Origin of the sequence: uncultured Sulfitobacter sp., assembly GCF_947502895.1 — a bacterium.
Lineage (GTDB): Bacteria > Pseudomonadota > Alphaproteobacteria > Rhodobacterales > Rhodobacteraceae > Sulfitobacter.
Window position 1 is genome coordinate 474,486 of the sequence record NZ_CANNBM010000001.1, and the last position, 25,282, is coordinate 499,767.

26 protein-coding genes are annotated in these 25,282 nt (G+C 58.7%); 17 read left to right on the top strand and 9 right to left on the bottom strand.

From position 1 onward, the window contains the following. Window positions 1-62: 62 nt before the first annotated feature. From Q0903_RS02250 to Q0903_RS02260, 3 genes are read left to right on the top strand one after another with little or no spacing between them, the layout of a single operon-like run. Window positions 63-413: a DUF952 domain-containing protein gene (locus Q0903_RS02250; protein ID WP_299024712.1), complete on the top strand. Its 351-nt coding sequence runs from the start codon at window positions 63-65 to the stop codon at window positions 411-413. Continuing rightward, window positions 410-841, top strand: a complete 432-nt coding sequence (locus tag Q0903_RS02255; RefSeq protein WP_299024714.1) for a DUF1330 domain-containing protein — start codon at window positions 410-412, stop codon at window positions 839-841. Before Q0903_RS02250 ends, Q0903_RS02255 begins: the two co-directional genes overlap by 4 nt. Then, on the top strand, window positions 838-1,881 hold the full coding sequence (locus Q0903_RS02260) for a quinone-dependent dihydroorotate dehydrogenase (protein ID WP_299024716.1): 1,044 nt from the start codon (window positions 838-840) through the stop codon (window positions 1,879-1,881). The genes Q0903_RS02255 and Q0903_RS02260 overlap by 4 nt, the downstream gene beginning before the upstream one ends. 2 nt (window positions 1,882-1,883) lie before the next feature. Here the strand turns inward: Q0903_RS02260 and Q0903_RS02265 are convergent, their stop codons facing one another. From Q0903_RS02265 to Q0903_RS02275, 3 genes are read right to left on the bottom strand one after another with little or no spacing between them, the layout of a single operon-like run. After that, window positions 1,884-3,203: an MATE family efflux transporter gene (locus Q0903_RS02265; RefSeq protein WP_299412493.1), complete on the bottom strand. Its 1,320-nt coding sequence runs from the start codon at window positions 3,201-3,203 to the stop codon at window positions 1,884-1,886. Further along, a complete protein-coding gene (locus Q0903_RS02270) occupies window positions 3,196-3,720 on the bottom strand; it encodes a PaaI family thioesterase (protein ID WP_299024720.1) in 525 nt (174 codons plus the stop codon). The genes Q0903_RS02265 and Q0903_RS02270 overlap by 8 nt, the downstream gene beginning before the upstream one ends. Beyond that, window positions 3,717-4,139 (bottom strand): PaaI family thioesterase, encoded by a 423-nt coding sequence (locus Q0903_RS02275; protein ID WP_299412497.1) that lies wholly within the window; start codon window positions 4,137-4,139, stop codon window positions 3,717-3,719. The genes Q0903_RS02270 and Q0903_RS02275 overlap by 4 nt, the downstream gene beginning before the upstream one ends. 133 nt (window positions 4,140-4,272) lie before the next feature. Here Q0903_RS02275 and Q0903_RS02280 point away from each other — a divergent pair, with 133 nt between their 5' ends. The 11 genes from Q0903_RS02280 (at window position 4,273) to Q0903_RS02325 (ending at window position 14,481) form a co-directional block, all read left to right on the top strand. Continuing rightward, on the top strand, window positions 4,273-4,653 hold the full coding sequence (locus tag Q0903_RS02280) for a MerR family DNA-binding transcriptional regulator (RefSeq protein WP_299024724.1): 381 nt from the start codon (window positions 4,273-4,275) through the stop codon (window positions 4,651-4,653). A 484-nt stretch (window positions 4,654-5,137) separates the two neighbouring features. Then, entirely contained in the window at window positions 5,138-5,536 is a 399-nt protein-coding gene (locus Q0903_RS02285) for a MerR family DNA-binding transcriptional regulator (protein WP_299024726.1), read from the top strand. A 33-nt stretch (window positions 5,537-5,569) separates the two neighbouring features. After that, window positions 5,570-7,351: an acyl-CoA dehydrogenase C-terminal domain-containing protein gene (locus Q0903_RS02290; RefSeq protein WP_299412501.1), complete on the top strand. Its 1,782-nt coding sequence runs from the start codon at window positions 5,570-5,572 to the stop codon at window positions 7,349-7,351. 51 nt (window positions 7,352-7,402) lie between these two features. Then, entirely contained in the window at window positions 7,403-7,615 is a 213-nt protein-coding gene (locus Q0903_RS02295) for a hypothetical protein (protein ID WP_299024730.1), read from the top strand. Between the two features lie 58 nt (window positions 7,616-7,673). Then, the gene (locus tag Q0903_RS02300) at window positions 7,674-8,207 is read left to right on the top strand and encodes a hypothetical protein (RefSeq protein ID WP_299412503.1); all 534 of its coding nucleotides are present in this window, start codon (window positions 7,674-7,676) and stop codon (window positions 8,205-8,207) included. Window positions 8,208-8,211: 4 nt separating this feature from the next. Beyond that, window positions 8,212-9,369: an acyl-CoA dehydrogenase family protein gene (locus tag Q0903_RS02305; RefSeq protein WP_299412506.1), complete on the top strand. Its 1,158-nt coding sequence runs from the start codon at window positions 8,212-8,214 to the stop codon at window positions 9,367-9,369. Window positions 9,370-9,534: 165 nt separating this feature from the next. Continuing rightward, window positions 9,535-10,173 (top strand): glutathione S-transferase family protein, encoded by a 639-nt coding sequence (locus Q0903_RS02310; protein WP_299412508.1) that lies wholly within the window; start codon window positions 9,535-9,537, stop codon window positions 10,171-10,173. Between the two features lie 3 nt (window positions 10,174-10,176). After that, complete coding sequence (gene yidD / locus Q0903_RS19730; protein ID WP_366141470.1) at window positions 10,177-10,554, top strand: membrane protein insertion efficiency factor YidD; 378 nt, start codon at window positions 10,177-10,179, stop codon at window positions 10,552-10,554. Window positions 10,555-10,581: 27 nt separating this feature from the next. After that, complete coding sequence (locus Q0903_RS02315) at window positions 10,582-11,793, top strand: acetyl-CoA C-acetyltransferase (RefSeq protein ID WP_299024738.1); 1,212 nt, start codon at window positions 10,582-10,584, stop codon at window positions 11,791-11,793. Window positions 11,794-11,797: 4 nt separating this feature from the next. After that, window positions 11,798-12,262: a hypothetical protein gene (locus Q0903_RS02320; RefSeq protein WP_299412513.1), complete on the top strand. Its 465-nt coding sequence runs from the start codon at window positions 11,798-11,800 to the stop codon at window positions 12,260-12,262. A gap of 14 nt (window positions 12,263-12,276) precedes the next feature. After that, window positions 12,277-14,481: a 3-hydroxyacyl-CoA dehydrogenase NAD-binding domain-containing protein gene (locus Q0903_RS02325; protein ID WP_299412515.1), complete on the top strand. Its 2,205-nt coding sequence runs from the start codon at window positions 12,277-12,279 to the stop codon at window positions 14,479-14,481. Window positions 14,482-14,548: 67 nt separating this feature from the next. On the opposite strand, the gene Q0903_RS02330 is transcribed toward Q0903_RS02325, so the two are convergent. The 4 genes from Q0903_RS02330 to Q0903_RS02345 form a co-directional block, all read right to left on the bottom strand. Continuing rightward, on the bottom strand, window positions 14,549-16,930 hold the full coding sequence (locus Q0903_RS02330; RefSeq protein WP_299412518.1) for a M10 family metallopeptidase C-terminal domain-containing protein: 2,382 nt from the start codon (window positions 16,928-16,930) through the stop codon (window positions 14,549-14,551). Between the two features lie 306 nt (window positions 16,931-17,236). After that, a complete protein-coding gene (locus Q0903_RS02335) occupies window positions 17,237-17,920 on the bottom strand; it encodes a Hint domain-containing protein (protein ID WP_299412521.1) in 684 nt (227 codons plus the stop codon). Window positions 17,921-18,188: 268 nt separating this feature from the next. Continuing rightward, complete coding sequence (locus tag Q0903_RS02340) at window positions 18,189-18,839, bottom strand: sulfotransferase family 2 domain-containing protein (RefSeq protein ID WP_299412524.1); 651 nt, start codon at window positions 18,837-18,839, stop codon at window positions 18,189-18,191. Next, complete coding sequence (locus Q0903_RS02345) at window positions 18,836-19,771, bottom strand: DMT family transporter (protein WP_299412527.1); 936 nt, start codon at window positions 19,769-19,771, stop codon at window positions 18,836-18,838. The genes Q0903_RS02340 and Q0903_RS02345 overlap by 4 nt, the downstream gene beginning before the upstream one ends. A gap of 102 nt (window positions 19,772-19,873) precedes the next feature. Between Q0903_RS02345 and Q0903_RS02350 the strand changes: the two genes are divergently transcribed. Further along, complete coding sequence (locus tag Q0903_RS02350) at window positions 19,874-21,502, top strand: AMP-binding protein (protein ID WP_299412530.1); 1,629 nt, start codon at window positions 19,874-19,876, stop codon at window positions 21,500-21,502. A gap of 54 nt (window positions 21,503-21,556) precedes the next feature. On the opposite strand, the gene Q0903_RS02355 is transcribed toward Q0903_RS02350, so the two are convergent. Next, window positions 21,557-22,018 (bottom strand): GNAT family N-acetyltransferase, encoded by a 462-nt coding sequence (locus Q0903_RS02355; protein ID WP_299024753.1) that lies wholly within the window; start codon window positions 22,016-22,018, stop codon window positions 21,557-21,559. A 79-nt stretch (window positions 22,019-22,097) separates the two neighbouring features. Here Q0903_RS02355 and Q0903_RS02360 point away from each other — a divergent pair, with 79 nt between their 5' ends. Then, the gene (locus tag Q0903_RS02360) at window positions 22,098-23,111 is read left to right on the top strand and encodes a hypothetical protein (RefSeq protein ID WP_299412533.1); all 1,014 of its coding nucleotides are present in this window, start codon (window positions 22,098-22,100) and stop codon (window positions 23,109-23,111) included. Next, the gene (locus Q0903_RS02365; protein ID WP_299412536.1) at window positions 23,108-23,818 is read left to right on the top strand and encodes an SGNH/GDSL hydrolase family protein; all 711 of its coding nucleotides are present in this window, start codon (window positions 23,108-23,110) and stop codon (window positions 23,816-23,818) included. The genes Q0903_RS02360 and Q0903_RS02365 overlap by 4 nt, the downstream gene beginning before the upstream one ends. 17 nt (window positions 23,819-23,835) lie before the next feature. Here Q0903_RS02365 and Q0903_RS02370 read toward each other — a convergent pair whose 3' ends face one another. Then, a complete protein-coding gene (locus Q0903_RS02370; RefSeq protein WP_299024759.1) occupies window positions 23,836-25,224 on the bottom strand; it encodes an SPOR domain-containing protein in 1,389 nt (462 codons plus the stop codon). Between the last annotated feature and the right edge of the window lie 58 nt (window positions 25,225-25,282).

Below are 25,282 nucleotides of genomic sequence, written 5' to 3' on the forward strand. Positions count from 1 at the left end.
TTGCCTGAACCGCGCAGCAAGAGGCCTTGACCCCTGAGACAGCGCACGGCATCACAACGCCCATGCTTATATTCAAAATTTTCCGCACCGACGAATGGCAAACCCTGCGCGCGCAGGGCGAAACCACAGGCGCGCCCATTGATGTCGCTGATGGCTACATCCACTTCTCCACCGCACAGCAGGCCGCCGAGACTGCCGCCAAGCATTTTGCAGGACAGGAAGGCTTGTTTCTGATTGCCGCCGAAACAGACGCGTTGGGCGAGGCGCTGGAATGGGAAGTATCGCGCGGCGATGCGCTGTTCCCCCACCTCTATCGCAAAATGACCATGGCAGATGTGGTTTGGGCACAGCCTCTGCCGTTAGAGGATGGCGCGCACCAATTTCCTGCGGGTCTTGCAGAGGCAGCAGAATGACCAATTATTCAGATACCGACCGCGCGCAGTTCGAGATGTTCAAATCCCTGCCCCGCGACACGCCGATCAACATGCTCAACCTTGTACAGTTTCACGAACACGCCGCCTATCCGCAAGGTCATGCCTTGGCCGCCGAGGGGCTGAGCGGTGCGCAGGCCTACAAAAACTACGGCGCGGCCAGCGGCCCCGTTCTGAAACGTGTTGGTGGCAGTATCATTTGGCGCGGCGGTTTTGATGTCACTCTCATCGGTGATCCGGCAGAAGTCTGGGATGCAATGTTTATCGCGCATTATCCCGACGCCGGTGCCTTTCTGGCCATGGTCACTGATCCTGAATATCAGCGCGCAGTCGTCCACCGTCAGGCCGCTGTGCTGAACTCGCGGTTGGTGCGCGCAAAACCACTGGGCGCATCGGATCTGTTCGCATGAATTCGTTGATCGAGGCTGCGGGCCTGAGCGTTCTGCGCCGTTTTGACCCCGAAGCAGCACACGGTCTGGCCATCCGCGCGTTGCGCGCGGGTCTCACCCCGCGCCCCGGTCCTGTCACTTCGCAGCGTCTGGCATGCACGCTTGCAGGTATGCACCTGCCAAACCCCGTAGGCCTCGCCGCCGGCTTTGACAAAAACGCTACGGCAATTGCCCCGCTCAGTGCTGCGGGTTTCGGCTTTATCGAAGTGGGGGCCGCGACGCCCCTTCCACAGCCGGGCAATGACAAACCACGCCTCTTTCGCCTGACCGAGGATCGCGCCGCGATCAACCGCTTCGGCTTTAACAACGAGGGCATGGATGCGATCTGCGCGCGCATCGCCGCGGCCAAACGCACCATCCCTGTCGGCCTGAACCTTGGCGCCAACAAGACCAGCACCGACCGCGCCGCCGATTTCGCCCGCGTGATGGAAGCAGCCCGCGATCATGTTGATTTCGCAACCGTCAATGTCTCCTCGCCCAACACTGAAAAGCTGCGCGATCTGCAAGGCAAGGCCGCCCTTGCCGGTTTGCTGGCTGGCGTGATGGAGGTGCGCGGCACCACGCCTGTGATGCTCAAAATTGCCCCCGACCTGACCGAGGCCGAGATCGCCGATGTGGCACAGGTGGCCCAAGACGCAGGCGTTGATGCGATCATTGCAACCAACACGACATTGTCACGCGAAGGTCTACGCTCGGTCCACCGCGATCAGGCGGGCGGGCTGTCTGGCGCGCCCCTGTTCGAGAAATCGACCCGCGTGCTGGCGCGTTTGTCCACACTCACGGACGTGCCGATCATCGGTGTGGGCGGGATCAGCGATGCAGATCAGGCCTATGCGAAAATCTGCGCGGGCGCCTGTGCTGTACAACTATACACAGCACTTGTGTTCGGCGGTCTGTCCATGGTGGCACAAATCGCGCGCGGCATCGACGCGCATCTGGAGCGTGACGGATTTGCCCACGTCACAGAAGCCATCGGATCGCGCCGCGACGACTGGTTGTAATATCACGCAGCCGAACGCTCCAGCGCGGGATACCGCGCGCCCAGCGTCACCGCCCGCGCGATGAACGAGATCAGCATGGCCAACCACAAACCATGATTGCCCAGCGTAGGCACCAGCAGCATCACCGACGCTATGTATACGACAAAAGACAGCGCCATCATGTTGCGCATGTCGCGGCTGCGCGTGGCACCCACGAAAATACCGTCCAGCATAAATGCACTGCACCCGATCACGGGCAGCACAACCAGATACGGCAGATAAAGCCGCGCAATATCGCGCACGTCGGGGGCCGTGGTCATGATCTCGATAATAATCATGCCGAATATTGCGAAAGCGCATCCCATAACCACAGCCGATGCCATACCCCAGCCCCAAACCAGCAAAGCCGCACGCCGTACCCGCGCAGGCGCGCGTGCACCATATGCCTTACCCACCAAGGTCTCGGCGGAAAAGGCAAAGCCGTCCAGCGCATAGCTTGCGATCATCAAGAACTGGATCAACACCTGATTGGCCGCCAGCGTCGCGTCACCCTGCCCCGCGCCCAAAAACATGAAGCTGACAAAAATCGCCTGCAGCAGGAGCGAGCGCACCAGAATGTCAGAGTTCACCCCCATCATCCGCCGCCACCGCGCACTGTCAAACACCTGCGCCCATGCCCGCCACGCAGCCCCAGCAAACACGGCGCGGCAAAACCACAGACCCAGCGCAAAGCCGCTCCACTCGGCGAGTGTGGTGGCAAAGGCCACACCCTGCACGCCCCAGCCCAGCCCGATGACAAACCAGAAATCCAGCGCGATATTCAGCCCGTTCATCCACAGTTGAAGTACCAGAACGGCACGCGTCCGCTCCTGCGCGATCAGCCAGCCTGTAATGCCATAGAGCGCGATGGCCGCAGGGGCCGACCAGACGCGCAACGCCATATACTGACGCGCCAGCCCCTCGACTTCGGCACTGGCGGGCGAGACATGGAATGCCGCCCAGAACAGCACTGATTGTAGCGCGATAATAACCACGCCCGCGCCCAGCCCGATCATCAATGCGCGGCTCAGCAGGGCCGCGACCTCGCCCGCGTCGCCCTGCCCGTCAGCCTGCGCTGTCAGGCCCACCGTCCCCATGCGTAAAAAACCAAAAACCCAGTAGAACGCCGACAAGATAACCGCACCAATACCCACCGCGCCGATAGGGGCAGCCAACCCCATTTGCCCAACCACACCGGTATCCACGGCCCCCAGAATGGGAACAGTCGCATTGGACAGAACAATCGGTACAGCAATGCTCAGGACCCGCCGATGGCTCAACCGCTCAGTCGGGGTGTTAGCCACTGGAGGCATCGCGCGGTGCTGGCATTACAAAATGCCCCATCGCCTGCGCATACAAACGGTCACGGTTGTCCTGCCACGCCTCAACCTGCACAGATGCATAGCGCCGACCCGCCCGTGTGATCCGCGCCCGCGCATAGGCATCGCGCGGCAGTCCGGTGCGCAGATAATCTACCGTGAAATCTACTGTCTTTGGCAGCCGCGGCAACTCTTCCGGCGCGCAGTCCTCAAGATCCAGCTTGCCTGCCTCCAGATCGTCCCACAGATGCGCCCAGTTCAGGGTCATCACAGCTGTGATCTCCAGAAACGCCGCAGTGGCCCCGCCATGCAGCGCGGGCAGTAGCGGATTTCCGATCAACTGTTGGCGAAAGGGCATGATCCCCGTCAACTCATCACCACGCCGCTCGAACTCGATCCCCAGAAACCGGATATAGGGCACAGCGCCTGCCAGCGCGCGCAGCGCAGCATCGCGGCGTTGCTTGATCACTTGCACAGGCTCGGGTCTTTTGCGCGGGCTCATCTTCGGGCCTCCACTGTAAAAGCGCCTGTGGCCGTGGCCACCGGATTTTCCGCATCGTCATCCAGCGCAACGGCGCGCACAAACGCAACCGAGCGGGTGATGTGATAGCATGTGGCCCGCGCCGTGATCGTCTGGCCCGGTGTCGCAGGGCGCATGTAATCAATGCGTAAATCAATCGTGGCTGTCCCACCTGCGTTTTCGGGATGGCACATCACCGCCGCACCACAACAGGTGTCCATCAACGCCGATACCGCACCCCCGTGAATAACGCCTGTGACAGGATCTCCTACCAGATCGGCGCTGTAAGGCATACTGATTGATGCAACCCCGCCGCCCATTTCCTGCGGTTCCATGCCCAACATTACAGAATGTGGCAGTGCTTGAATGAATTGCCGTGCAATCGCTGTCTTGTCAGCCATTATCTCTCCTGACGGGTCTGCAAATGACCTGTTTTCAACACCCTTACACCAGCCACCCCAACAAAGGGCAAGAGCAGCCGTTGCACATCCCGCCCGACACTTCTAGCTTAGGCGGCAGGAGGATGACCCAGCCATGAGCGAAGACTTACGCCTGACCTTCAAAGAAATGTGTGCAAAATTCGATGTGACCCCGCGCACGTTGCGGTATTACGAATATATCGAACTGCTAACGCCCGACCGCGAGGGACGCGCCCGCTTTTACACAGCGCGCGAACGCGCACGGATGGAGCTGATCTTGCGCGGTCGCAGCTTTGGCTTCGCACTGGAGGATATCCGCCAGTGGTTGCTTATTTATGAGCATGAGGGCACCGAAGCGCAGATGCGCGCGTGGGTCGACATGGCCAATGGCCAGATCGACGAGCTGGTCGAAAAGCGCAAACAACTGGACGAAGCGCTACGCGAATTGACCCGCCTGCGCGACGAGACAGTGGAAGCGTTGGCTGCCAAAGCGTAGCGCGCCCATCAGCCCATAAGGCTATCTGCACCCAGTGATTCGCAGTTTGATGCCTCTTTGCGCACCGCCAGACTGACCCGTTTCGGGCGAAATCCGGTGTAAGGGGAAAATCCGTGCAATTTCCACCAAAGGTAGTACTCTGTAACAACGCCCCTCATTGAACCAAAACAGCCATCAATAGGCATGCCCGTAAAGCTAGCGTGTAAAGCAGGGCAAATCGCCATAAGGCCTGATTGCGCAAACACAATTTTGAATCAGGACAAGAAGCGGGATCAAACAACGAATATTCCCGTCGCATCACACAACCACGTGATCACGTGACAGCAAAATTTCGCGCAAAAAATGAACTCGCTAAAAGTTGACGTTAAGTCACCATGCGTAAGGCTATGAATTGACGCGGCGTCTCACTACGTAACCCCTCAGAAATGCGATATCCCCTGAAACAGACGAAGCGGCGCCGACTGCCGCGATTGCGAGAAACCTGATGAGTAACGACACACTGACGATCCGGGAAATGTGTGACACTTTTGATGTGACACCCCGTACCCTGCGCTTTTACGAGGCCAAAGAACTGCTGTTTCCACAGCGTATCGGTCAAAAGCGCCTGTTTACCAAGCGTGACCGCGCACGCCTGAAACTGATTCTGCGCGGCAAGCGTTTTGGCTTTTCTCTAGAAGAGATTCGCCAACTGCTTGATCTATATTACAAAGGCGACGGTCAGCTGAGCCAGCTTGAGAAAAGCTATGAATTGGCCGGCAAGCGCCTGCAAGACCTCGAGGCGCAACGCGCCGACATCGAAAGCGCCATCACCGATCTGCGCGAGCAGCTGAAATGGGGGGAAAAGATGATCTCCTCCCTGCGTCAACCTCGCAAAGCCGGATAAAGCCATACACCGAACGACCTAGGGAGAAACCGAATGCCAACATACACCGCCCCCACGAAAGACATGCAATTCGTGCTGCATGACGTGCTGAAAGTCACTGAGGCCTCGATCCCGGGGTATGCCGATCTGGAGCCTGATTTCACAGCCGCAATCCTCGAAGAAGCAGGCAAGCTGACCTCCGAGGTTCTTGCGCCGCTGAACGTCAGTGGCGACAAAGAAGGCTGCCGTCTGGAGAATGGCGTGGTCTACACGCCCGCAGGCTTCAAGGACGCGTTCGAGAAGGTAAAAGAGGGCGGCTGGCCCGGTCTGGACATGCCCGAGCAATACGGCGGGCAGAACATGCCTACAGTCATCGGCTCTGCGGTGGGCGAGATGTTCTCGGCCTCCAACATGGCGTTTACGATGTATCAGGGCCTGACCCACGGTGCGGCCTCCGCAATCCTTGCCCACGGTACTGACGCGCAAAAAGACACCTATCTGCCAAAAATGGTCAGCTGTGAGTGGACAGGCACAATGAACCTGACCGAGCCGCATTGCGGCACCGATCTGGGCCTGATGCGCACCAAAGCCGTGCCTCAGGATGATGGCAGCTATAAAATCACTGGTCAGAAGATCTTTATCTCCTCGGGCGAGCATGACATGGCCGACAACATCATCCATCTGGTGCTGGCCAAAATCGAAGGCGGCCCTGAGGGGATCAAGGGTGTCTCCCTGTTTATCGTGCCCAAATTCAACGTGAACGAAGATGGCAGCATCGGCACGCGCAACGGCGCGGCAGTCGGTTCCATCGAGGAAAAGATGGGCATCCACGGCAACTCCACCTGCGTTATGAACTATGACGACGCCACAGGCTATTTGCTGGGCGAAGAGCATAAGGGCATGCGCGCCATGTTCACCATGATGAACGAGGCCCGTCTGGGTGTCGGCATGCAGGGTCTGGCACAGGCAGATGTCGCCTATCAAAACGCACTGGCCTATGCGCATGACCGCCTTCAGGGCCGTGCTGTCACCGGTGTCGAAGCACCCGAAAAGCCTGCCGATCCGCTGATCGTGCATCCTGATATCCGCCGCTCGCTGATGGATCAAAAGAGCTTTGCAGAGGGCGCGCGTGCCTTCATCCTCTGGGGCGCCACAATGATCGACGCCGCACACCGCTCCGAAGATAAAGACGCAGACGGCCTTGTGTCCCTGCTCACTCCCGTAATCAAAGGCTTCCTGACCGATGTCGGCTATGACATGACCGTGAAGGCCCAGCAGGTTTACGGCGGCCACGGCTATATCGAGGAATGGGGCATGTCCCAGTTCACCCGCGATGCCCGTATTGCAATGATCTATGAGGGGGCCAACGGCGTACAGGCGCTTGATCTGGTTGGTCGCAAGCTGGCACAGGACGGCGGCAAGCATGTGATGGCCTTCTTTGATCTGGTCAAAGGCTTCTGCAAAGATAATGCCGGCAAGGACGAGGCGTTCGACAAAGACTTTATCGAACCACTGAAAGCCGCCTCAAAGGATTTGCAGGCCGCAGGTATGTATTTCATGCAGAACGGTATGAAAAACCCCAATAATGCGCTGGCTGGCTCCAACGACTTTATGCACATGTTCGGTCATACCTGCCTTGGTCTGATGTGGGCGATGATGGGCAAAGCATCGGTCGAGGCGCTGGCAAACGGCGCATCCGACGCCACGTTCTATGAGACAAAGTTGGCAACAGGACGCTACTATATGGCACGCCAACTGCCTGCTACTGCCCTGCACCTGACACGCATTCAATCCGGTGCAGACACGGTGATGGCGCTGGACGCGGCAAACTTCTAAACTGGTGCAGGCGGGGGCACATCCCTCCGCCTGCCCTATCTGGAGAGACCTGTGCCAAAACGATTTCGCCTTACCCGCCGCTTTCCCGTCGCCATGACGGAAGACGGTTATCGCCGCCTCAAGAAATTCAGCGCCGATGCAGGGCTGGACGAAGGCGAAGCCCTGTCGTTTTTGTTCGAGAACTTTTCATCCGTCATGAACGAAGAAAACCTGACCGCCCGCCTGCGGCTGTTCAACTCCGATTTGGAGAATCGCAAAAGATAACCGCCCCCCACAACCAGAGCGCTGAAAAGGCGCCGAACGTGACAGAGGAGATACCAAAATGATCCGTACCCTGCTTATCGCTGCCACTCTTTTTGTGGCCGCATGCGCCGCGCCCTACAATCTGCCGTCCCAAGACCGCGCCGATATCGCGCAGCGCATCGCCAGTTTCGAGCGTGCATTTGTGCGCGGCAACACCACCGAGATTATCAATGTCGTCCCCCCGCGCATGATCACCGCGATTGCAGCCCGTGGCGGTGTGTCCGAGCGTGTATTGCGCCGCGAAATGGCCAAGCTGACCCGCGAAGCCACTGCCAAGATCAAGGTTGTCTCCTTTGGCATGGCGCTTGATCAGGCAAAATTTCTGACCACCCCCTCGGGCCGCCCCTACGGTTTGATCCCCACGCAGACAGTTGTACAAACCCCGAACGGCACCAAGCTGCAGTCAAACAACAGCACGCTCACGCTGGAAGACGGCGGTAAGTGGTATCTGATCCGTATCGACGATGCCCAGCAAATCGACCTGATGCGCGAGGTATACCCCGATTTCAAAGGTGTCAGCTTTCCCAAAGGCACAACGAAAGTGATCGGATAAGCAGATGAAAGATTTCGCCCCCGCAACGTCCACATGGATGACCGACGAGCACAAGATGCTGGCCGAGATGACAGCCAGCTTCATCAATACCGAATGGGCGCCGAAATTCGAGAAATGGCGCAAGCAGTCCGAGATGGACCGCGACGCATGGTATCAAGCGGGCGAACTGGGCCTGCTCTGTCCATCGGTGCCAGAAGAATACGGCGGCGCGGGTGGTGATTTTGGCCACGAAGCCGCGATCCTGATCGAAGCAGCCCGCGCCAATCTGGCGAGTTGGGGCCACAGCATACATTCCGGCATTGTGGCACATTACGTGCTGAACTACGGCTCTGAAGAGCAGAAGAAACGCTGGCTGCCCAAGATGATGACGGGAGAGTTAGTCGGCGCACTGGCGATGACCGAACCCTCAACCGGATCGGACCTGCAACGCATCAAGACCAAAGCCATCAAAGACGGTAATGCCTACCGCTTGTCGGGCCAAAAGACCTTTATCACCAATGGTCAGCACGCCAACCTGATCATCGTCGCGGCCAAAACCAACCCTGCCGAAGGCTCCAAGGGTGTGAGCCTCGTTGTGGTCGAAACCGACGGCGCTGCGGGCTTCCAGCGCGGCCGGAACCTCGAGAAAATTGGCAAACACGCCTCTGATACCTCCGAACTCTTCTTCGACAACGTCGAAATCCCGCCCGAAAACATCCTTGGCGGGGAAGAGGGCAAAGGGTTCTACCAAATGATGCAGCAGCTGCCTCAGGAACGCCTGATCATCGGCTGCGAAGCGGTTGGGGCCATGGAAGGCGCGCTTGCCCGTACAATAGAATACTGCCAAGAGCGCGAAGCCTTTGGCGGCCCGCTGACACAGTTTCAGAACACCCGCTTCAAACTGGCCGAATGCAAAACCAAAACCACCGTCGCCCGCGCTTTCCTCGACCAATGCATCGCTGAACATCTGCGCGGTGAGCTGACCGTAGACCGTGCAGCCATGGCGAAATACTGGCTCACCGACACCCAAGGCAAGGTTCTGGATGAATGCCTGCAACTGCACGGCGGCTATGGGTTCATGCAAGAATACGCCATCGGAGAGATGTGGGCAGACGCACGTGTGCAGCGGATATACGGCGGCACAAACGAGATCATGAAGGAGCTGATTGCACGCAATCTGTAACGAGCGGCGCGCGCTCACAGGACGGGATTGAGTTTAAGGGAAAAATAAAGAAGCCCTTACTGACAGCGCCCCTTCTCGACGTCGCACACGGCCCCCGCTTCTTTATTTTTCCTATAAACTCACGCGGGCTTGCCCGCTTTCGACATCAGCAACAGGAACCCGACCATGACAATCAAACTCTACTGCTTCGGCGAAAGCGGAAACGCGTATAAGGCTGCACTGGCGCTGGAGCTTTCAGGTCTGGCGTGGGAACCTGTAAAGGTCGACTTTTTTGGAGGTGAGACGCGCACGCCAGAATACCGCAGCACCATAAACTCGCTGGGTGAAGTACCTGTAATGGTAGACGGCGATGTAACGCTTACACAATCAGGTGTCATTCAGGACTATATTTCCGAGCAATCCGGCAAGTTCGGCGGCAAAGACGCGACAGAGCGGCGCGAGATCATGCGCTGGGTGCTTTGGGACAACCATAAGCTTAGCTCCATGGCCGGCATGACGCGGTTCTTGATGAATTTCCTGCCAGCGGACAAACAACCCAAAGAAGTCATTGCATTCAACCAAGGTCGTCTCGCAGCGGCATATGATTTGCTCAACACTCACCTTGAGGGGCGCGACTGGATCGTCGGCGACGGCATCACCAATGCCGATCTGAGCTGCTGTGGCTATTTGTACTATCCTGAGCCTTTCGGCTTTGACCGCGGCGCATATGCCAACATCGATGCATGGCTCACCCGCCTGTCTGAAACACCGGGCTGGAAGGCACCGTATGACCTCATGCCTGGCTCTCCTGCAGATCGCGCATGAGGTATGTTGCGCGCTCCTGCTCTATTGGCCATCGGTGCCTATCAGCGGTATCTCTCACCGCGCAAAGGGTATGGCTGCGCCTACAGGTTGGCGCATGGCGGTACGGGGTGCTCGGGCTTTGCAAAATACGCGATTTCCGATCTGGGCACGTTCAAGGCCATTCCACTCATCCTAAAGCGCTTTGAAGATTGCAGGAAAGCAGCCCTAGCGCTTCACGACCACACCAAAGACGAGGACAAGTCAAACCACAAAAAGAAGTCCCGCTGGTACGATTATTGCGACTATTGCGGCATCTGCTCCTGCCCTCGCGGCAAAAGCAGCAGCGCGGACACATCGCCAGATTGCTCACCTGATTGTAGCCCAGATTGCTGCAGTCTCTGACCTAAGAATAACAAAAGGACATCCCCCATGACCGAAGCATATATCTACGACGCCCTGCGCACTCCGCGTGGCAAAGGCCGAAAAGATGGCGCCCTGCACGAACTGACATCGCTGCGCCTGTCCGCCTTGACATTGAACGCTGTGAAAGAACGCAACAACCTCGAAGGCCATGCCGTGGAGGATGTGATTTGGGGCAATGTGACCCAAGTGATGGAGCAAGGCGGCTGTCTTGCCCGCTCTGCCGTGCTGGCCTCGGACCTCGACGAGCGTATTCCAGGCCTTGCTATCAACCGTTTCTGTGCCTCGGGCATGGAAGCAGTTAATCTGGCCGCAAACCAGGTTAAGGGCGGCGCAGGCATGGCCTATATCGCAGGCGGCGTGGAGATGATGGGCCGTGTGGCCATGGGCAGTGACGGCGCTGCGATTGCCGCCGATCCCTCGATCGCGATTGACCAGTATTTCGTACCCCAAGGCATTTCCGCAGATATCATCGCGACCGAATACGGCTTTAGCCGCACAGACGCTGACCAGCTTGCCATCGCCAGCCAGCAGCGCGCGAAAAAGGCGTGGGACGAAGGGCGGTTTGCCAATTCCGTCATCACCATCCGCGACCAAAACGGCCTAGAGATCCTCAGCCATGACGAATACATGCGCCCTCAGACCGACATGCAGTCCCTCGGCAGCCTGAACCCTGCGTTTCAGCAAATGGGCGAAGTGATGCCGGGCTTTGATAACATTGCTTTGCTGAAATACCCGCATCTGGAAAAGATCAATCACATCCACCACGCGGGCAACTCCAGCGGTATCGTGGACGGTGCCGCAGCTGTGCTGATTGGCAACAAGGAATTCGGCGAGAAATACGGCCTCAAGCCGCGTGCACGCATCCGAGCTACCGCAAAGATCGGCACCGATCCTACGATCATGCTGACAGGCCCCGTGCCAGTGACCGAGAAAATCCTCGCGGACAATGGCATGACCATCGACGACATTGACCTGTTCGAAGTGAACGAAGCCTTCGCCTCGGTCGTTATGCGTTTCATGCAGGCGTTTGATGTGGATCATGACAAGGTCAACGTAAACGGCGGCTCTATCGCGATGGGTCACCCGCTGGGTGCCACAGGTGCGATGATCATCGGCACCCTGTTGGACGAGCTTGAGCGCGCGGACAAAGAGGTCGGCCTAGCCACGCTTTGCATCGCATCCGGTATGGGAGCCGCAACAATCATCGAACGGGTTTAATGCTATGCATGGGGGCGCTGAAAACGAAGTGAGCGGTATCTGCGAACGGTTGCTCAAAATCACCGGTGATGCTTTGCTCTCCGATGATTTTGACAAGTTTGCTGCGTGTTTTCAGCTCCCCTATTTCATCGCGACATCAGATCACAAGGCTTCGATAGATACTCCGGAGGCGTTCAGAGAGCTATTTGACCGGACAATCTGCGATTTCAGACTCAAGGGTGTGACGGATCTGGTGCGCGTCTGCGAATCCAGTGAATACCGCAGTGAAACACAAATAGGTTCAACGCATGTAACCCATTTGATGTGCGCAGCGCAGCGGATCACTGACCCGTATCCAACATTTTCGACAATCGAACTGATTGACGGCGAATGGAAAATCACTTCCAGCCAATACGCCCTCGATAAAAATATGGCCGTAGGCGCCGCGCTGAACGCGCTCAATGCCAACGCGCCTGCCAAACAGACATAAGTCAGGAACACCACATGACCGATTTTACAATGATCACAGATGCCGACGGCATCGCCACCATCACATGGGACGTAGACGATAAATCCATGAACGTGATGTCCGTTGAAGGGCTCGAAGATCTGGACCGTCTGACGGACGAAGCGCTGGCTGACGATGCTGTAAAAGGCATTATCATCACATCCGGCAAGGCAGGCTCATTTGCGGGCGGCATGGATCTCAACCTGCTGGCAAAAATGAAATCCGACGCTGGCGACGATCCCGCCAAGGGCCTGTTTGAGGGTACGATGCGCATGCACGCCCTGCTGCGCAAGATCGAGCGTGCGGGGATGGACCCCAAGACCAACAAGGGCGGCAAGCCGATTGCCTCCGTCCTGCCCGGCACGGCTGCTGGCATCGGGCTGGAGCTGCCGCTGGCCACGCACCGCATCTTTGTGGCGAATAACCCCAAGGCGCGCATCGGCCTACCCGAAATTCAGGTCGGTATTTTTCCGGGTGCAGGTGGCACCACACGTCTGGTCCGTATGCTGGGCGCAATGGCCGCCTCTCCACTGCTGCTGGAAGGCAAAATGCTGGCACCTGCCGCGGCGCAAAAGGCTGGCATCATCCATGAGGTTAGCGATGATCCAATGGCAGATGCCCGCGCTTGGGTTCTGGCCGCGAAAGATGCCGACATCTTAAAGCCATGGGACGCAAAAGGGTACAAAATGCCTGGCGGTGCGCCCTATCATCCTGCTGGTTTTATGACCTTTGTTGGTGCCTCGGCCATGGTGCATGGCAAGACCAAAGGCGTCTACCCTGCCGCCAAGGCACTGCTCTCGGCCGTATACGAAGGCGCGCTGGTGCCCTTCGACACAGCCCTCAAGATCGAGGCACGCTGGTTCACTTCCGTTTTGATGAACCCCTCCTCCTCCGCCATGATCCGCTCGCTCTTTTTGAACAAGGAAGCATTGGAAAAAGGCGCCGTCCGGCCCGAAGGCATCCCCGACCAGCGCGTCAAAAAGCTGGGCGTGCTAGGTGCTGGCATGATGGGCGCGGGCATTGCGCTTGTTTCTGCGCAGGCTGGCATCGAGGTTGTGCTGATCGACCGCGATCAAGCCGCAGCCGACAAAGGCAAAGCCTATTCCGAAGCTTATATGGACAAAGGCATCGCCCGCAAAAAAGGCACGGTAGAGAAGAAAGAGGCGCTGCTGTCACTCATCACCGCCACGCCTGACCTTGATGCGCTCAAAGGCTGTGATCTGATCATCGAGGCCGTGTTCGAGGACCCCGCCGTGAAGGCCGAGATGACCAAAAAGGTTGAGGCAGTCATCCCCGAGGATTGCATCTACGCCTCCAACACCTCCACCCTGCCGATCACCGATCTGGCCAAAGCGTCCAGCCGCCAAGAGCAATTCATCGGCATCCACTTCTTCTCTCCCGTGGAGCGTATGTTGCTGGTGGAAATCATCAAAGGAGCCAACACAGGTGACCGCGCGGTGGCAAAGGCACTCGATTATGTGCGCCAGATCCGCAAGACGCCGATCGTGGTCAACGATGCGCGCTTCTTCTACGCCAACCGCTGCATCATCCCTTACGGTGGCGAGGCAAACCGCATGATTACCGAAGGCGTGGCCCCGTGGTACATCGACCAAGCGGCACAAATGCTGGGCTTCCCCGTGGGGCCGGTGCAGTTGGGCGACGAGACATCCGTGGACCTTGCCACCAAAATCATGCGCGCCACCAAGGCCGCAATGGGCAACGCCTATCCTGCCTCCGAGGCCGATGATCTGATCGTCTGGCTCGAAGAGAAAGGCCGCTTGGGCCGCAAGACCAAAGCAGGCTATTTCGACTATGACGAAAAGGGCAAGCGCCTTGGGTATTGGAAAGGCATGCAGGACAAATACCCGCTGGCCGAAGAGCAGCCTACCTTGCAAGACGTCCAAGACCGCCTGATGTTCGTTCAGGTCCTTGAGGCCGTCCGTGCGCTTGAAGAAGGCGTGCTCATGGATATCCGCGAAGGCGATGTGGGCGCGATCCTCGGCTGGGGCTTTGCACCTTGGTCCGGTGGCCCGCTGTCATGGCTCGATATGATCGGCACGCCCTACGCAGTGGAGCGTTGCGAAGAACTGGCCGCGAAATACGGGGAGCGTTTCGAACCACCTGCCCTGCTGCGCGAAATGGCCGCCAAAAACCAGACCTTCTATGGCCGCTTTGGACCCAAGGACAGCGTTGCGGCCTAAACCGCTATATTGAAACAAAAAAGGGCGCCACAGCGGCGCCCTTTTTATTATTCGAAACAGAGCAACCTCAAGCCACGTCAAACACGGTGTAATCAAAGTGCGTGTCTGTCAGGTCTGCCGCATCAACCCCCATGATAATTGCCGCAACACTCCCCGCTTGCACGAATGCGCCCAGATTATGCGACGAGATCGCAAGCGCATCAAAGTCATCTGCATCAGCAAAGGTCAGCGTGTCCTTTTTGAGGTCAAAGTCGGTCACCATATCGGTCCCGCCCTCATTGAAGAAGACAAAGTGATCACGCCCACCCCCGCCAGTAAGACGATCATCGCCAGCGCCCCCTTCAAGATGGTCATGCCCGTTGCCCCCGAAAAGACGGTCATTCCCGCCTTGACCAGATAGGGTATCATCACCGCTTGCACCGCTGAGGGTGTCTTTCTTTGCACTTCCGCCCAAAACATCCGCACCGCCTGATCCGATGACCCATTCAATGTTTTTAAGCATATCACCTTCGGCATCCCCCCCAAGACCCACACCCTTGGCGAGGTCGATCTCAATAGCGGCGGCAGAGCTGCGGTAATCGGCCAGATCAGTGCCCGGACCGCCATTTATATGGTCCGCACCTTCACCCCCAACGAGCGTATCTCTCCCCGCCCCCCCGATCAGCGTATCGTCACGCGTGATCGTTTCAGAAGTGAGGAAAGTCGCATCGGCGTGCAATGTCACATCACCGTCACCTACCAGATCGCGTGCCTTATCATCGTCAAACACCACATATGACAGCAAACCTTCGGTATCGGCGGCAATGCTGTTGAGATGGTTTTCATAGATGTCATCGGCACTGCGCAGCCCATCAAAAATGCGCACATCGGCGATCATACCATCATGGTCCACGCCAAAACTCTCGGCAGTGTCCAGTACCAGTTGCGGCACGATCTCTCCTTTGAACTCAGATCTCAGGATCCCGTCCAGATAAAAGGCCACCTTCCCACCCGCGCCATCATAGGCGATGGACAAGCGGTGAAGCCCCTCGTCATCAACATCCGAGGGACGGATATCAACCTTGGCCCAAGTGCCGTTGGCACGGTACCACAGGCCCCCGTTGCCGCGGTCATACACAATAGTCCAATCGCCAGGCATATCCGCAAACCACTGCCCGCCCGCCACATCAGCGTCAAAAGCGATCAGCATCTCTATGGTCAGCGCGGTCGAGCCCGCGCCGTCAAACGTGAAGTCCAAACCCTGCGCGCCATGCAACACCGCAGCCGTAACGGTAAAATCACGCGCGTCTGCCGTGCTCATATCTCCGGTCAGAAAATCGTCGCCTGCCGCACCCAAGAGCGTATCTGCGCCCATGCCACCCGTCAGCACATTAGCCGCCGCATTGCCCAGCAGACGGTCATCCCCGCTGCCTGCAATAGCATTCTCGATCACCGCGCCTTTGGCGATGGCAAGGTTAAGGTCATGCCCCCCCACGCTGGAATGGGTGCCGTCGACCAAACTGATATATCCGTTCTGTGCAAACTTGGACATATCCAGCGTATCGGTCCCGCCCGCATCCCAGATCGTCACAGCACCAATCTTGCCGTGTTCCGCCAAAAGCGCGTCAAAATCAAACGCATTACGGTCAGCGGTGGCGTTAAACCCATAGACAGTATCACCTGTCCGCGTGCCCATGTTCGCGCCGTAAACCGATTGCAGGGCTGCCACATCCACCAGCATCGGCGTCGACGAATATCCGGTATCCCAATCCAAGCCGCCCGACCCTGCGGTCAGATAGCTCATCATGCTGTAAGCGGCATTGTTTTGCAGGTAGTTCGCCCGCTCGGCATAGCTATCGCCCGATTTGAACGAGGTATGGGACAGGCCCATCACATGGCCCATCTCGTGCAGCAAAATATGATAGTGATAGCCCCCCGGCGTGAGGTTATAGCCTTCGGCCTTTGCAGGTTCATAGTTGTACACCCAGATGTCTCCGGCGGTGCCGCTGCCTGCTGGCGCGCCCCCCGCAGTGCCTGACAAGGTAGAATTGTAAAACCGTATTTCCGCATCCACATCATCCGCGGGATCGGCATTGGCGCCCAGATCAACAAACTCCACGTTGATCAGATCCTGAAACAGGTCCATCACCTCGCGGCCCGCAGCTGCCTGCGCGGCAGTGAAGCCCGCCAGCGTCCCCTCACGCGAGTTGCCGATGTAATCACTGGATTCATCAACCGGAAAGGCGAACGTGACGGTATCGACGGTCCAGTTGGACAGCTTGTCGATGTCATTAACCATCTGTGTCAGTGACCAGACAGGCAAATCGTTGTGCATTTCGCTATAGGCAGACTGCGCAGTGTCGCCTGCATGGATCTCAATGTTTCCAGCCAGCGCAGCAGGCTGGTCTGCCATACCTGTCCCATGGCTACGGTCGTGATCGTGCGCGCTTTCGTGCCCGTCTGCTGGCATACTGTGGTTCCATCAATCTTTACAAATAACACACCATGGCAAGGCCATAGCTGGCGTTGGCCTAGATGGTGATCATGTCCCAAATGCGGCAAGGCAGCTGAAACAGACTGTTTCGCACAGGCCCGGTTTTACGGGTATTCGAGGTGAATTAGCGGGTTCGAACGGTGCAATGGGTCAGCTTGCCTGCCCCTCTGCTCCCATGCGGGCTGCAGCCCGAAAAATGGCAACCACACGAAAAAAGGGCCGCCAAAGCGACCCTTGTTTCAACCATGGGGATGGTATCAAAACAACTTTTAGCGGTGCATATTACATCGCCGCATACTGCGCCTGCGCATGCTCCTGCGGCATCATAATTTCATCTTCCAGATAGATCATATCGGCCAGCTCTTCTGCAACTTCACCGCTGAGAACCTGATAGGTTTGCGCACCCGCCTCAAGAAACTTGTCCAGTGTGGACATATCTGCAGGGCAATGGATCAACGCGCCACCTTCGGCATAGATCACTTCGTCATGGGCGAAATAGACCGCGATCAGTTCAACCCGCTGCATAGGCTGGCGGCGACGGATACCGCGCAGACCAACAAGGCTGTTGGCGGTCAAAATGGCAAAAGGATCACCGTGCATATCCTGCGCTGCATCGCTCTCGACCATCACACCCTGATCGGGCAGCAGAACCAACTCTTCGCGGTTGCCCAGCGCACCAACAGGGATCACAACAGGCCACATCGCTTCGGCTGTTTCCGGCGCATCCAGCCAGACATGGGCGCGGCGGATTTCGGTGATAACCTGCATACCGTGATCAAACGTCAGCACCTTGTCGCCCACGGCCAGCGCATCAATTGCGCGCCATCCCAGATTGCTGGCAACCCGCGTGCCTGCCATCAATCCGTGGCTTTGCGTGGCCATGCCCCCGTCATAAGCGCCTGTCATCTCCACAGTGCGGCGGTTTGGCTGTGTCGCTTTGAAACCCATTCCGAACATAATTTCCATTCCCCTAAGTGTTGCACCCTCTTTGTGATGCGTTGTTTTGATGAACCCAATTGCTATGATTCTCAGGGCAACCAAACGCCATGATCAGGGCAGATTTGGGGCATTGTCGCCCAGCACCCCCACAATTCTCCCAAAAACCTAAAGATTTGCTTGAGAGCGTGGACAATACACACCACTCACAGGCCGATTTAGGAAAAACAGGCCAACTTTCCTCCAGACAGGCGGGTCAATGTGATTCTTCTTGCAGGGTTAACAGCGGCGCCCGCGCCTAAGGCTCAAAACGATATCCGAATTGCGCGATATCTTTGGCACACATCTGCGCCACCAGTGCACGGGTCGCATCCGAATAGGCAGAACGATAATCCCGCATCCGCGCGCTGCGATTCACATGCGGGATATCCAGCGCAAAGCCCAAATGCGCCTCAAGCGGTTCAATATCCTGCGCCAGATGCTCCAACCTGATATAAAGGCTGGCCCGCGCGCGCCCCTGCGCATCGGTTACGTAGGATGCGGCAGGCGATGCGGCAAAACTCTCGTGGATGAGGGGCGCGGCCACAAAGCGGTCAAACGGCACCGCCTTGGCCAAGTCCACGGCAGGGTGCTGAAACGACTGCTCCTGCAGCCAGTGATAATAACTGACCATCCGGTCCCACGGATTGCGCACGAGGGTAAAGATAAACAGATCGTCCAACTCCCCGAGGGTGACCAAGCCATTCAAATCGGCCAGCGTTGCGTGCTTCCACAGCCTGCCTGCGGCCTTCACTCCCTCCAGCCGCTTGCGCCGTTGCCTTGCTTTGGGCGTGTCACCCAGCATGATGTCATCCTTCATCGCCCGCGCCTCCAGCGCCAGCGACAGCGATGTGCCGCCCGTCTTGGGCGCATGGATAAAGAGGTATCGCCGCCCGCGTGACAGGATCATTCCTCTGGCACCTTTACAGCCCGCACAGATATTGCGTCATCGCTGCGCAGGGTAATCACCGCTCCCGCGCCCGCAATCAGCACCATGCCAGCCATTGCCAGTGGCCCCACCGCCTGATCCCAAAGGATCCATGCCCAAAAGCTCGCAAAAACCAGCAGCGAGTATTCAAACACAGCGACATATCCCGCCTCGCCCAGCAGATAGCCGCGAAAGATGAGGCCGATTCCGATAATGCTGCCCACCGCCTGCACCGCGATCCAGAACCACATCGAGCCCGTCAGCGGCACCCAGCCACGCTGCACAAATCCCTCAAACCCTTCTGGCCCTCCCGATGGTAGCACCAGCAGACCAATCGCCCCGAACAGTGTCAGCATTCCGAAAAACCCCGCCGACAAGGCAATCGTGCTTTCTTGCGCGCACCATATACGGGTTACGACCGCACCAACGGCATAGAGCATCCCCGCCACAATCGGCGGGAACGCTACAGGATCAAGGCTCCGCGGATCAGGCTGGATCACCATCAGCGCCCCGATAAACCCCAGCAGCACCGCACCAAGGCGCACTGGCCCGACCTTGGCACCCTGAAACACGACAGAGATCAGCAGCACAAACAACGGGGCCGTAAACAGCCCCGCCACCACCACGCCGATGGGCAGCACCGACAGACAGCCAAAGTAGATCAACATCGCACTGGCCGGAAACAGGCTGCGCCCCAACACGGCGCGCAGGCTGACGGGACGGATCACACCGATACCCATCGCAGCGACCAGCACCAACAAGACAACGGCCAGCGCACCACGGACCATATGAAACTGCCACAGCGATCCTGTCTCGCTGATGTAGGGGACAAAATTGTCAGTAATACCCAGCGCAAACATCCCTACCAGAATGGAAAGAGCCGCCGCACCGGGCCGCAAGGCTGTATCACTCATCCGTCTGTTCCCCACGCTCCGCCAACTTGGCGATTGCAAATTTCTTCCCCCTGCATATCGTGCTTTGACGCAATCGCAATATTCTTGTCGGGAGGGCTGAAGATGGGCTGGATGAAAGACGAAACAGGGCTGGAGAAATGCGCAGCCAACTATGTGGCCCTCAGCCCGCTCTCGCACCTGCGCCGCGCGGCCGATGTATTTGCCCAGCGCGAGGCCGTCGTCTATGGCGATCACCACGTTACATATGCGCAATATCACGCGCGCTGCACGCAGCTGGCCTCGGCCCTGTCGAACATGGGGGTTGGCACGGGCGATGTGGTCGCCACTCTGCTGCCCAACACTCCCGCGCAAGCGGAGGCACATTTTGGCGTGCCGGCCTGCGGGGCGGTTCTCAACACGATCAACACCCGCCTTGATGTAGATACTGTCGCCTATATCTTTGATCACGGCGGCGCGTCTGTTGTGCTGGCAGACACCCAGTTTGTTGATCTGGCCGAGGCCGCGATTGGCCGCATGGATGGCCCTGCCCCGAAAATCATCGAAGTTCCCGATGCTCCCGCAGGCTTTCCCGCCACAGGCCGCCATCCCTGCTACGAAGATATGATCGCAGGCGGCGATGCGGGTTTTGACTGGGTGATGCCCGAGGATGAGTGGGAGAGCCTCGCACTCAACTACACTTCGGGAACCACGGGGCGGCCCAAGGGCGTGGTGTATCACCACCGTGGGGCGTATCTGATGACAATGGGCACCGTGATCAGCTGGCGCATGGTGCTGCATCCGGTGTTCATGCAGATCGTGCCGCTGTTTCACTGCAACGGCTGGAACCACACTTGGATGATGCCTCTGATCGGCGGCACCCTTGTCTGCTGCCGCGACATCACCGCCAGCGCAATCTTCAACGCCATCGCGGATGAGCGTGTGACACATTTCGGCGGCGCACCCATCGTGCTGAACATGCTGGTCAACGCGCCCGAGGGCGAGCGGCGCAGCTTTGACCACGCAGTCGAGATTTTCACCGCAGGCGCGCCCCCCGCACCCGCAACGCTGGGCAAGATCGAAGCGTTGGGTTTCAACGTCACCCACGTATACGGCCTGACCGAAACCTACGGCCACGTGACTGAATGCATCTGGCGCGAGGAAGACTGGGCAAGCCTCGACAAACCCGCACTTGCCGCTGTGAAATCCCGACAGGGCGTGGCCTTTCCCCAGATGGAGCACATCACCGTCATGGACACCGGCATGGCCGAGGTGCCCCGCGATGCCGCCTCACAGGGCGAAATCATGATCCGCGGCAACTCGGTTATGAAAGGCTATCTGAAAAATCCGCAAGCCACACAAGAAGCCTTTGCGGGCGGGTACTTCCATTCGGGCGATCTGGCGATCCAGCACCCCGACGGCTATATCCAGATCGCGGATCGCGCCAAAGACATCATCATCTCGGGCGGCGAGAACATCTCGTCCGTTGAGGTGGAAAGCACGCTAATGGGCCACGACGCCGTGATGCTGGCCGCTGTGGTCGCCAAACCCGACGAGAAATGGGGAGAGGTGCCTTGCGCGTTTATCGAGCTGAAAGAAGGTGCGCAGGTGGACGAGGCAACGCTTATCGCCTTTACCCGCGAAACGCTGGCAGGGTTCAAAGCACCCAAAAAGGTGGTGTTTCAGGAACTGCCAAAAACCTCTACCGGCAAAATCCAGAAGTTCGAGCTGCGCAAACTCGCCGCTACCCTCTGAGACGGGCGACGAAATTTTTGCCGATATTGCCAAAAAACCTGCTCAGCATCAGGTCTATAGCTGCTTTTCGAACCGCCATTCCTGCACTTGGCGTGGGCCACCTGATGTCTCGACCTCGTAGGGGCCTGTGCGCACATGCTGCCAGCCTGCCTTGCGGTAAAAGGCTGCGGCACGCTCGTTGCCTACAGCACACGCAAGCCATGCGCGACGCCCCACCAGTTCAGCCTCGGCTGCTGCCATCAGCTTGGTGGCCGCGCCGCTGCCCTGATGATCCGCACCCACATAAAACTGATAAAGCTCGTCCCCCTCCAGCATAAAGAAACCTGCCAATACGCCATCACTCTCGGCCACATGGCACTGGGCCAGATGCGCCAGCGTGCGGGTCGCAAACTCTTGCGGTGTGCGCAATCGCACCAGTTCCGCGTCCACTACAGCCGCATGGCCCTGATGCCAGCCCAAGTGCCACATCTGCGCAATCGCCGCTGCATCGTCGTTTGTCGCTAACCTGATCTTCATAACCATCCTTTCGTCCCATTGCCCTGCCCCAACCAAATGCTAATGTAGCGTCTGAAACAACCCCGAGCATACACCCCGAATGACTGCGCTGACCAAATATGACAGGCTAGAGGCTACAGGCCTGTGGCGCGCAACGCCTGACGGGCAGCGGCGCGAAGTGATTGTTTCTATCGGGAATGCCACGCTGATGATCGCAGACATGAACGATCAGGCGATCACTCATTGGTCTCTCGCTGCGGTCGCGCGCCGAGAGGATAAAACCACCACCGCAATCTTCCATCCCGATGGTGATCCTGGCGAAACGCTTGAGCTGCCCGAGCATGAGAACGAGATGATCGACGCCATCGAGACCCTGCGCCGCGCCATCGCAAAAAGCCGCCCGCGCCCGGGCCGTCTGCGCTGGCTGGGGGCAGGCCTGTCTGTTGCTGCTGTGGCGGCATTGGTGGTGTTCTGGCTGCCGGGTGCCATGCGCGACAACACCTTGCGTGTCGTGCCACAGGTCAAACGCGAAGCAATCGGCGTCGCCCTGATCGAGCGGATGCAGCGCGTCACAGGCCCGCTGTGCAGCGACAGTGCAGGCCTGCGCGCCCTGCGGCGCTTGGGCGGGCGGCTTGACACACCCAAGCTGGCGGTCGTCCCCGCCTTGGGCCGTGCGGCCCTGCACCTGCCCGGAGGCGTGATCGTGCTGGACCGCTCTGTGTTCGAAGACTGGGAAGAGCCCGATGTCGCCGCTGGCTACATCCTCGCCGAGCTGGCCTTGCAGGTAGAGCGTGATCCGCTGGCCGATCTGCTGGATGTGACAGGCCCTTGGGAGAACTTCCGTCTGCTCACCACAGGCGAAATATCGGGGGGCGCATTGGATGCCTACGCCGAATACCTCATGACCGCGCCTTCTGGCATCCCCGATACTGCCAATCTACTGGCCTTGTTCGAGGCCTCCGATCTGCGGTCCACACCCTACGCCCGCGCCCGCGACATCACGGGCGAATCCGTGCTGGACCTGATTGAGGGCGACCCCATGCAAAACCGCGAGACCGAACCGCTGCTGGCCGATAGCACATGGTTGCGCCTGCAAGGGGTCTGCGGCGGGTGATCCTCGATACCCTCACCACCGTGATCTTGTCTCCCCTGCTATTGATCCAGGCCATTGGCGTGCGCAAAGCGGCCCTGCGCTTGCCAGAGGCCACAGGCCCGCGCAACGCGACCTGCGGGTCAGGGCCACCGCTCCGCGTGTTGATTGTCGGCGACAGCTCTGCCGCTGGTGTCGGGGCGCCCACCCAAGACGCAGCCCTTGCAGGGCAGCTCGCTGCCGCCCTGTCATCCCATCACACAGTCCACTGGCACCTGATTGCCAGCACAGGTGCCACCACCCCCACAACGCTGGCACGCTTGCAAGCCGAGACGCTGCCCGCCGCCGACATCGCAATCGTGATCCTTGGCGTGAATGACGTCATCCGTGGCGGTCCCATGCCGCGATGGCTGCGCACACACAGCCTCCTGCGCGCAGTTTTGCGTGACCGCAAAGGCGCTCAACGGCTCTATATCTCCCAAGTGCCACCCCTCGGGGCTTTCCCGCTGCTGCCCAACCCCTTGCGATGGTTGCTGGGCCGCCGCGCTGTGCGCTTTGATATGGCCCTGCGCACCGCGCTCGGACATGAGCCGGACACCCGCTATGTCCTTTTACCCGACATGCTGGACGTCACCGACATGGCAGAAGACGGCTTTCACCCCGGCCCTGTCATCTATGCCACTTGGGCAAAAGAAATGGCCCGCCAGATCCTCTCTGACGGGCCAGTATAGTCTTTCTGTGACCGCGTTCAGCGGGCGAAAGCGTTGTAGCCTGCGCCACGCAAACGATTGACCGCGCGGCTCACATCACCCTGACCGCCGAAGGGACCAGCGATAACCAGACGCGTTGTCTGACCGTTGCGGGTATAGCGGCCCACACGCACTGGCATGCCCATACGCTGCACCTTTTTAGCCAGACGGTGCGCTGCCTCGGTATCTGTGAAGGCACCAACCTGTACAAAACCACGCCCTGCGACTTCGGCTTTGGGCTGGGCACGCTTCGCTGTCGCCTTGGGGGCGGCTTTGGGGGCAGACCGGCTCGAATACGTGGGCTGGCGCTGCACAGTGGCCACACGCGCCTGACGCTGCGGTGCGCTGAACACATCCGTCACGTTCCGCACGATCCGCTTGAGCGTCTGACCATTGCGTTGGACAATAGTGACTTCGCCGAGATTGCGCTGCTGCGCTGCATAATCCGTATAGGGGTAGACCAGCGGCACCGAGGCAGTCACATCGCTGCCATCCGCCTGATTGATCAGACGGCGCGGTACGGTCGATGTCCAAATCAGGTTCATCGCCTTGTGGCCCGCCAGCGTCTGCTCGGCGCGCTTGGGGTTCAGGCGGCCATCCGTCCAGACCTTCTTGTACCCGCGCGGCACATGTACATTCGTGGTATTCACACGCTTCACGGCAACATGACGCGGCACGATACGGCGATGCTGGGATACGCGCACAGGTTGCTGCGGTGCTGCCGCAACCTCGCGGCGCACAACGACGGGTGCCGCCGCACGCGGAACAGGCGCGCTGGAAATCCGCGCCCCAACAATCGGCGCTGTTTGCGGGCCACAGCGCACAGCCAATTTGCCACGCTGCAAGTAACGGCTGCTGATCGCCGAAGCACCGGAACAGGCCGCATTGCCACTTTGCGCAACTTTGACCGTTTTGCGCATTACCGGCGCAGGCTGAGCTACTTTCTCAACAATGGGCGGCGGACGCTTTGCTACCTGACGCACAACTTTCGGCTTGGGCTTGGGTGCTGGTGCTGCACGTACCACACGCTTGGGGGCGGGACGCGATACAGGCTTGGGTGTGGCAGCCGCTGCAACCGGCGCAGGAATGGTAATCTGCGTAGAGGCGGCGGTTTCGACAGGTGTAGGCTCACTCACCGCGCCGGCAAAGGTCGGCTTGAACCCGCAAACGCCCGAGCGTTTGCGCGTCACACGTGGCACCCAGGATACGTTGCCATCAATGCCCGCGCGGATGAACACACAGCCCTTGCTGTCTACATATTGTTTGCCCTTGTAGGACGATGGCGGAAACTCCGCCGGCTCACTGCCCGGACGGGTCTGGGCCATCGCGGCCCCCGCACTCAGCGATCCGGAAATAAGTGCGATTACAACAAGTCTAGTAAGTTTCATTCATGCCCCCACAGAATATAGAGGCCAGAATGTCAAAGCCCCGCGGGGGAGTCTAGCT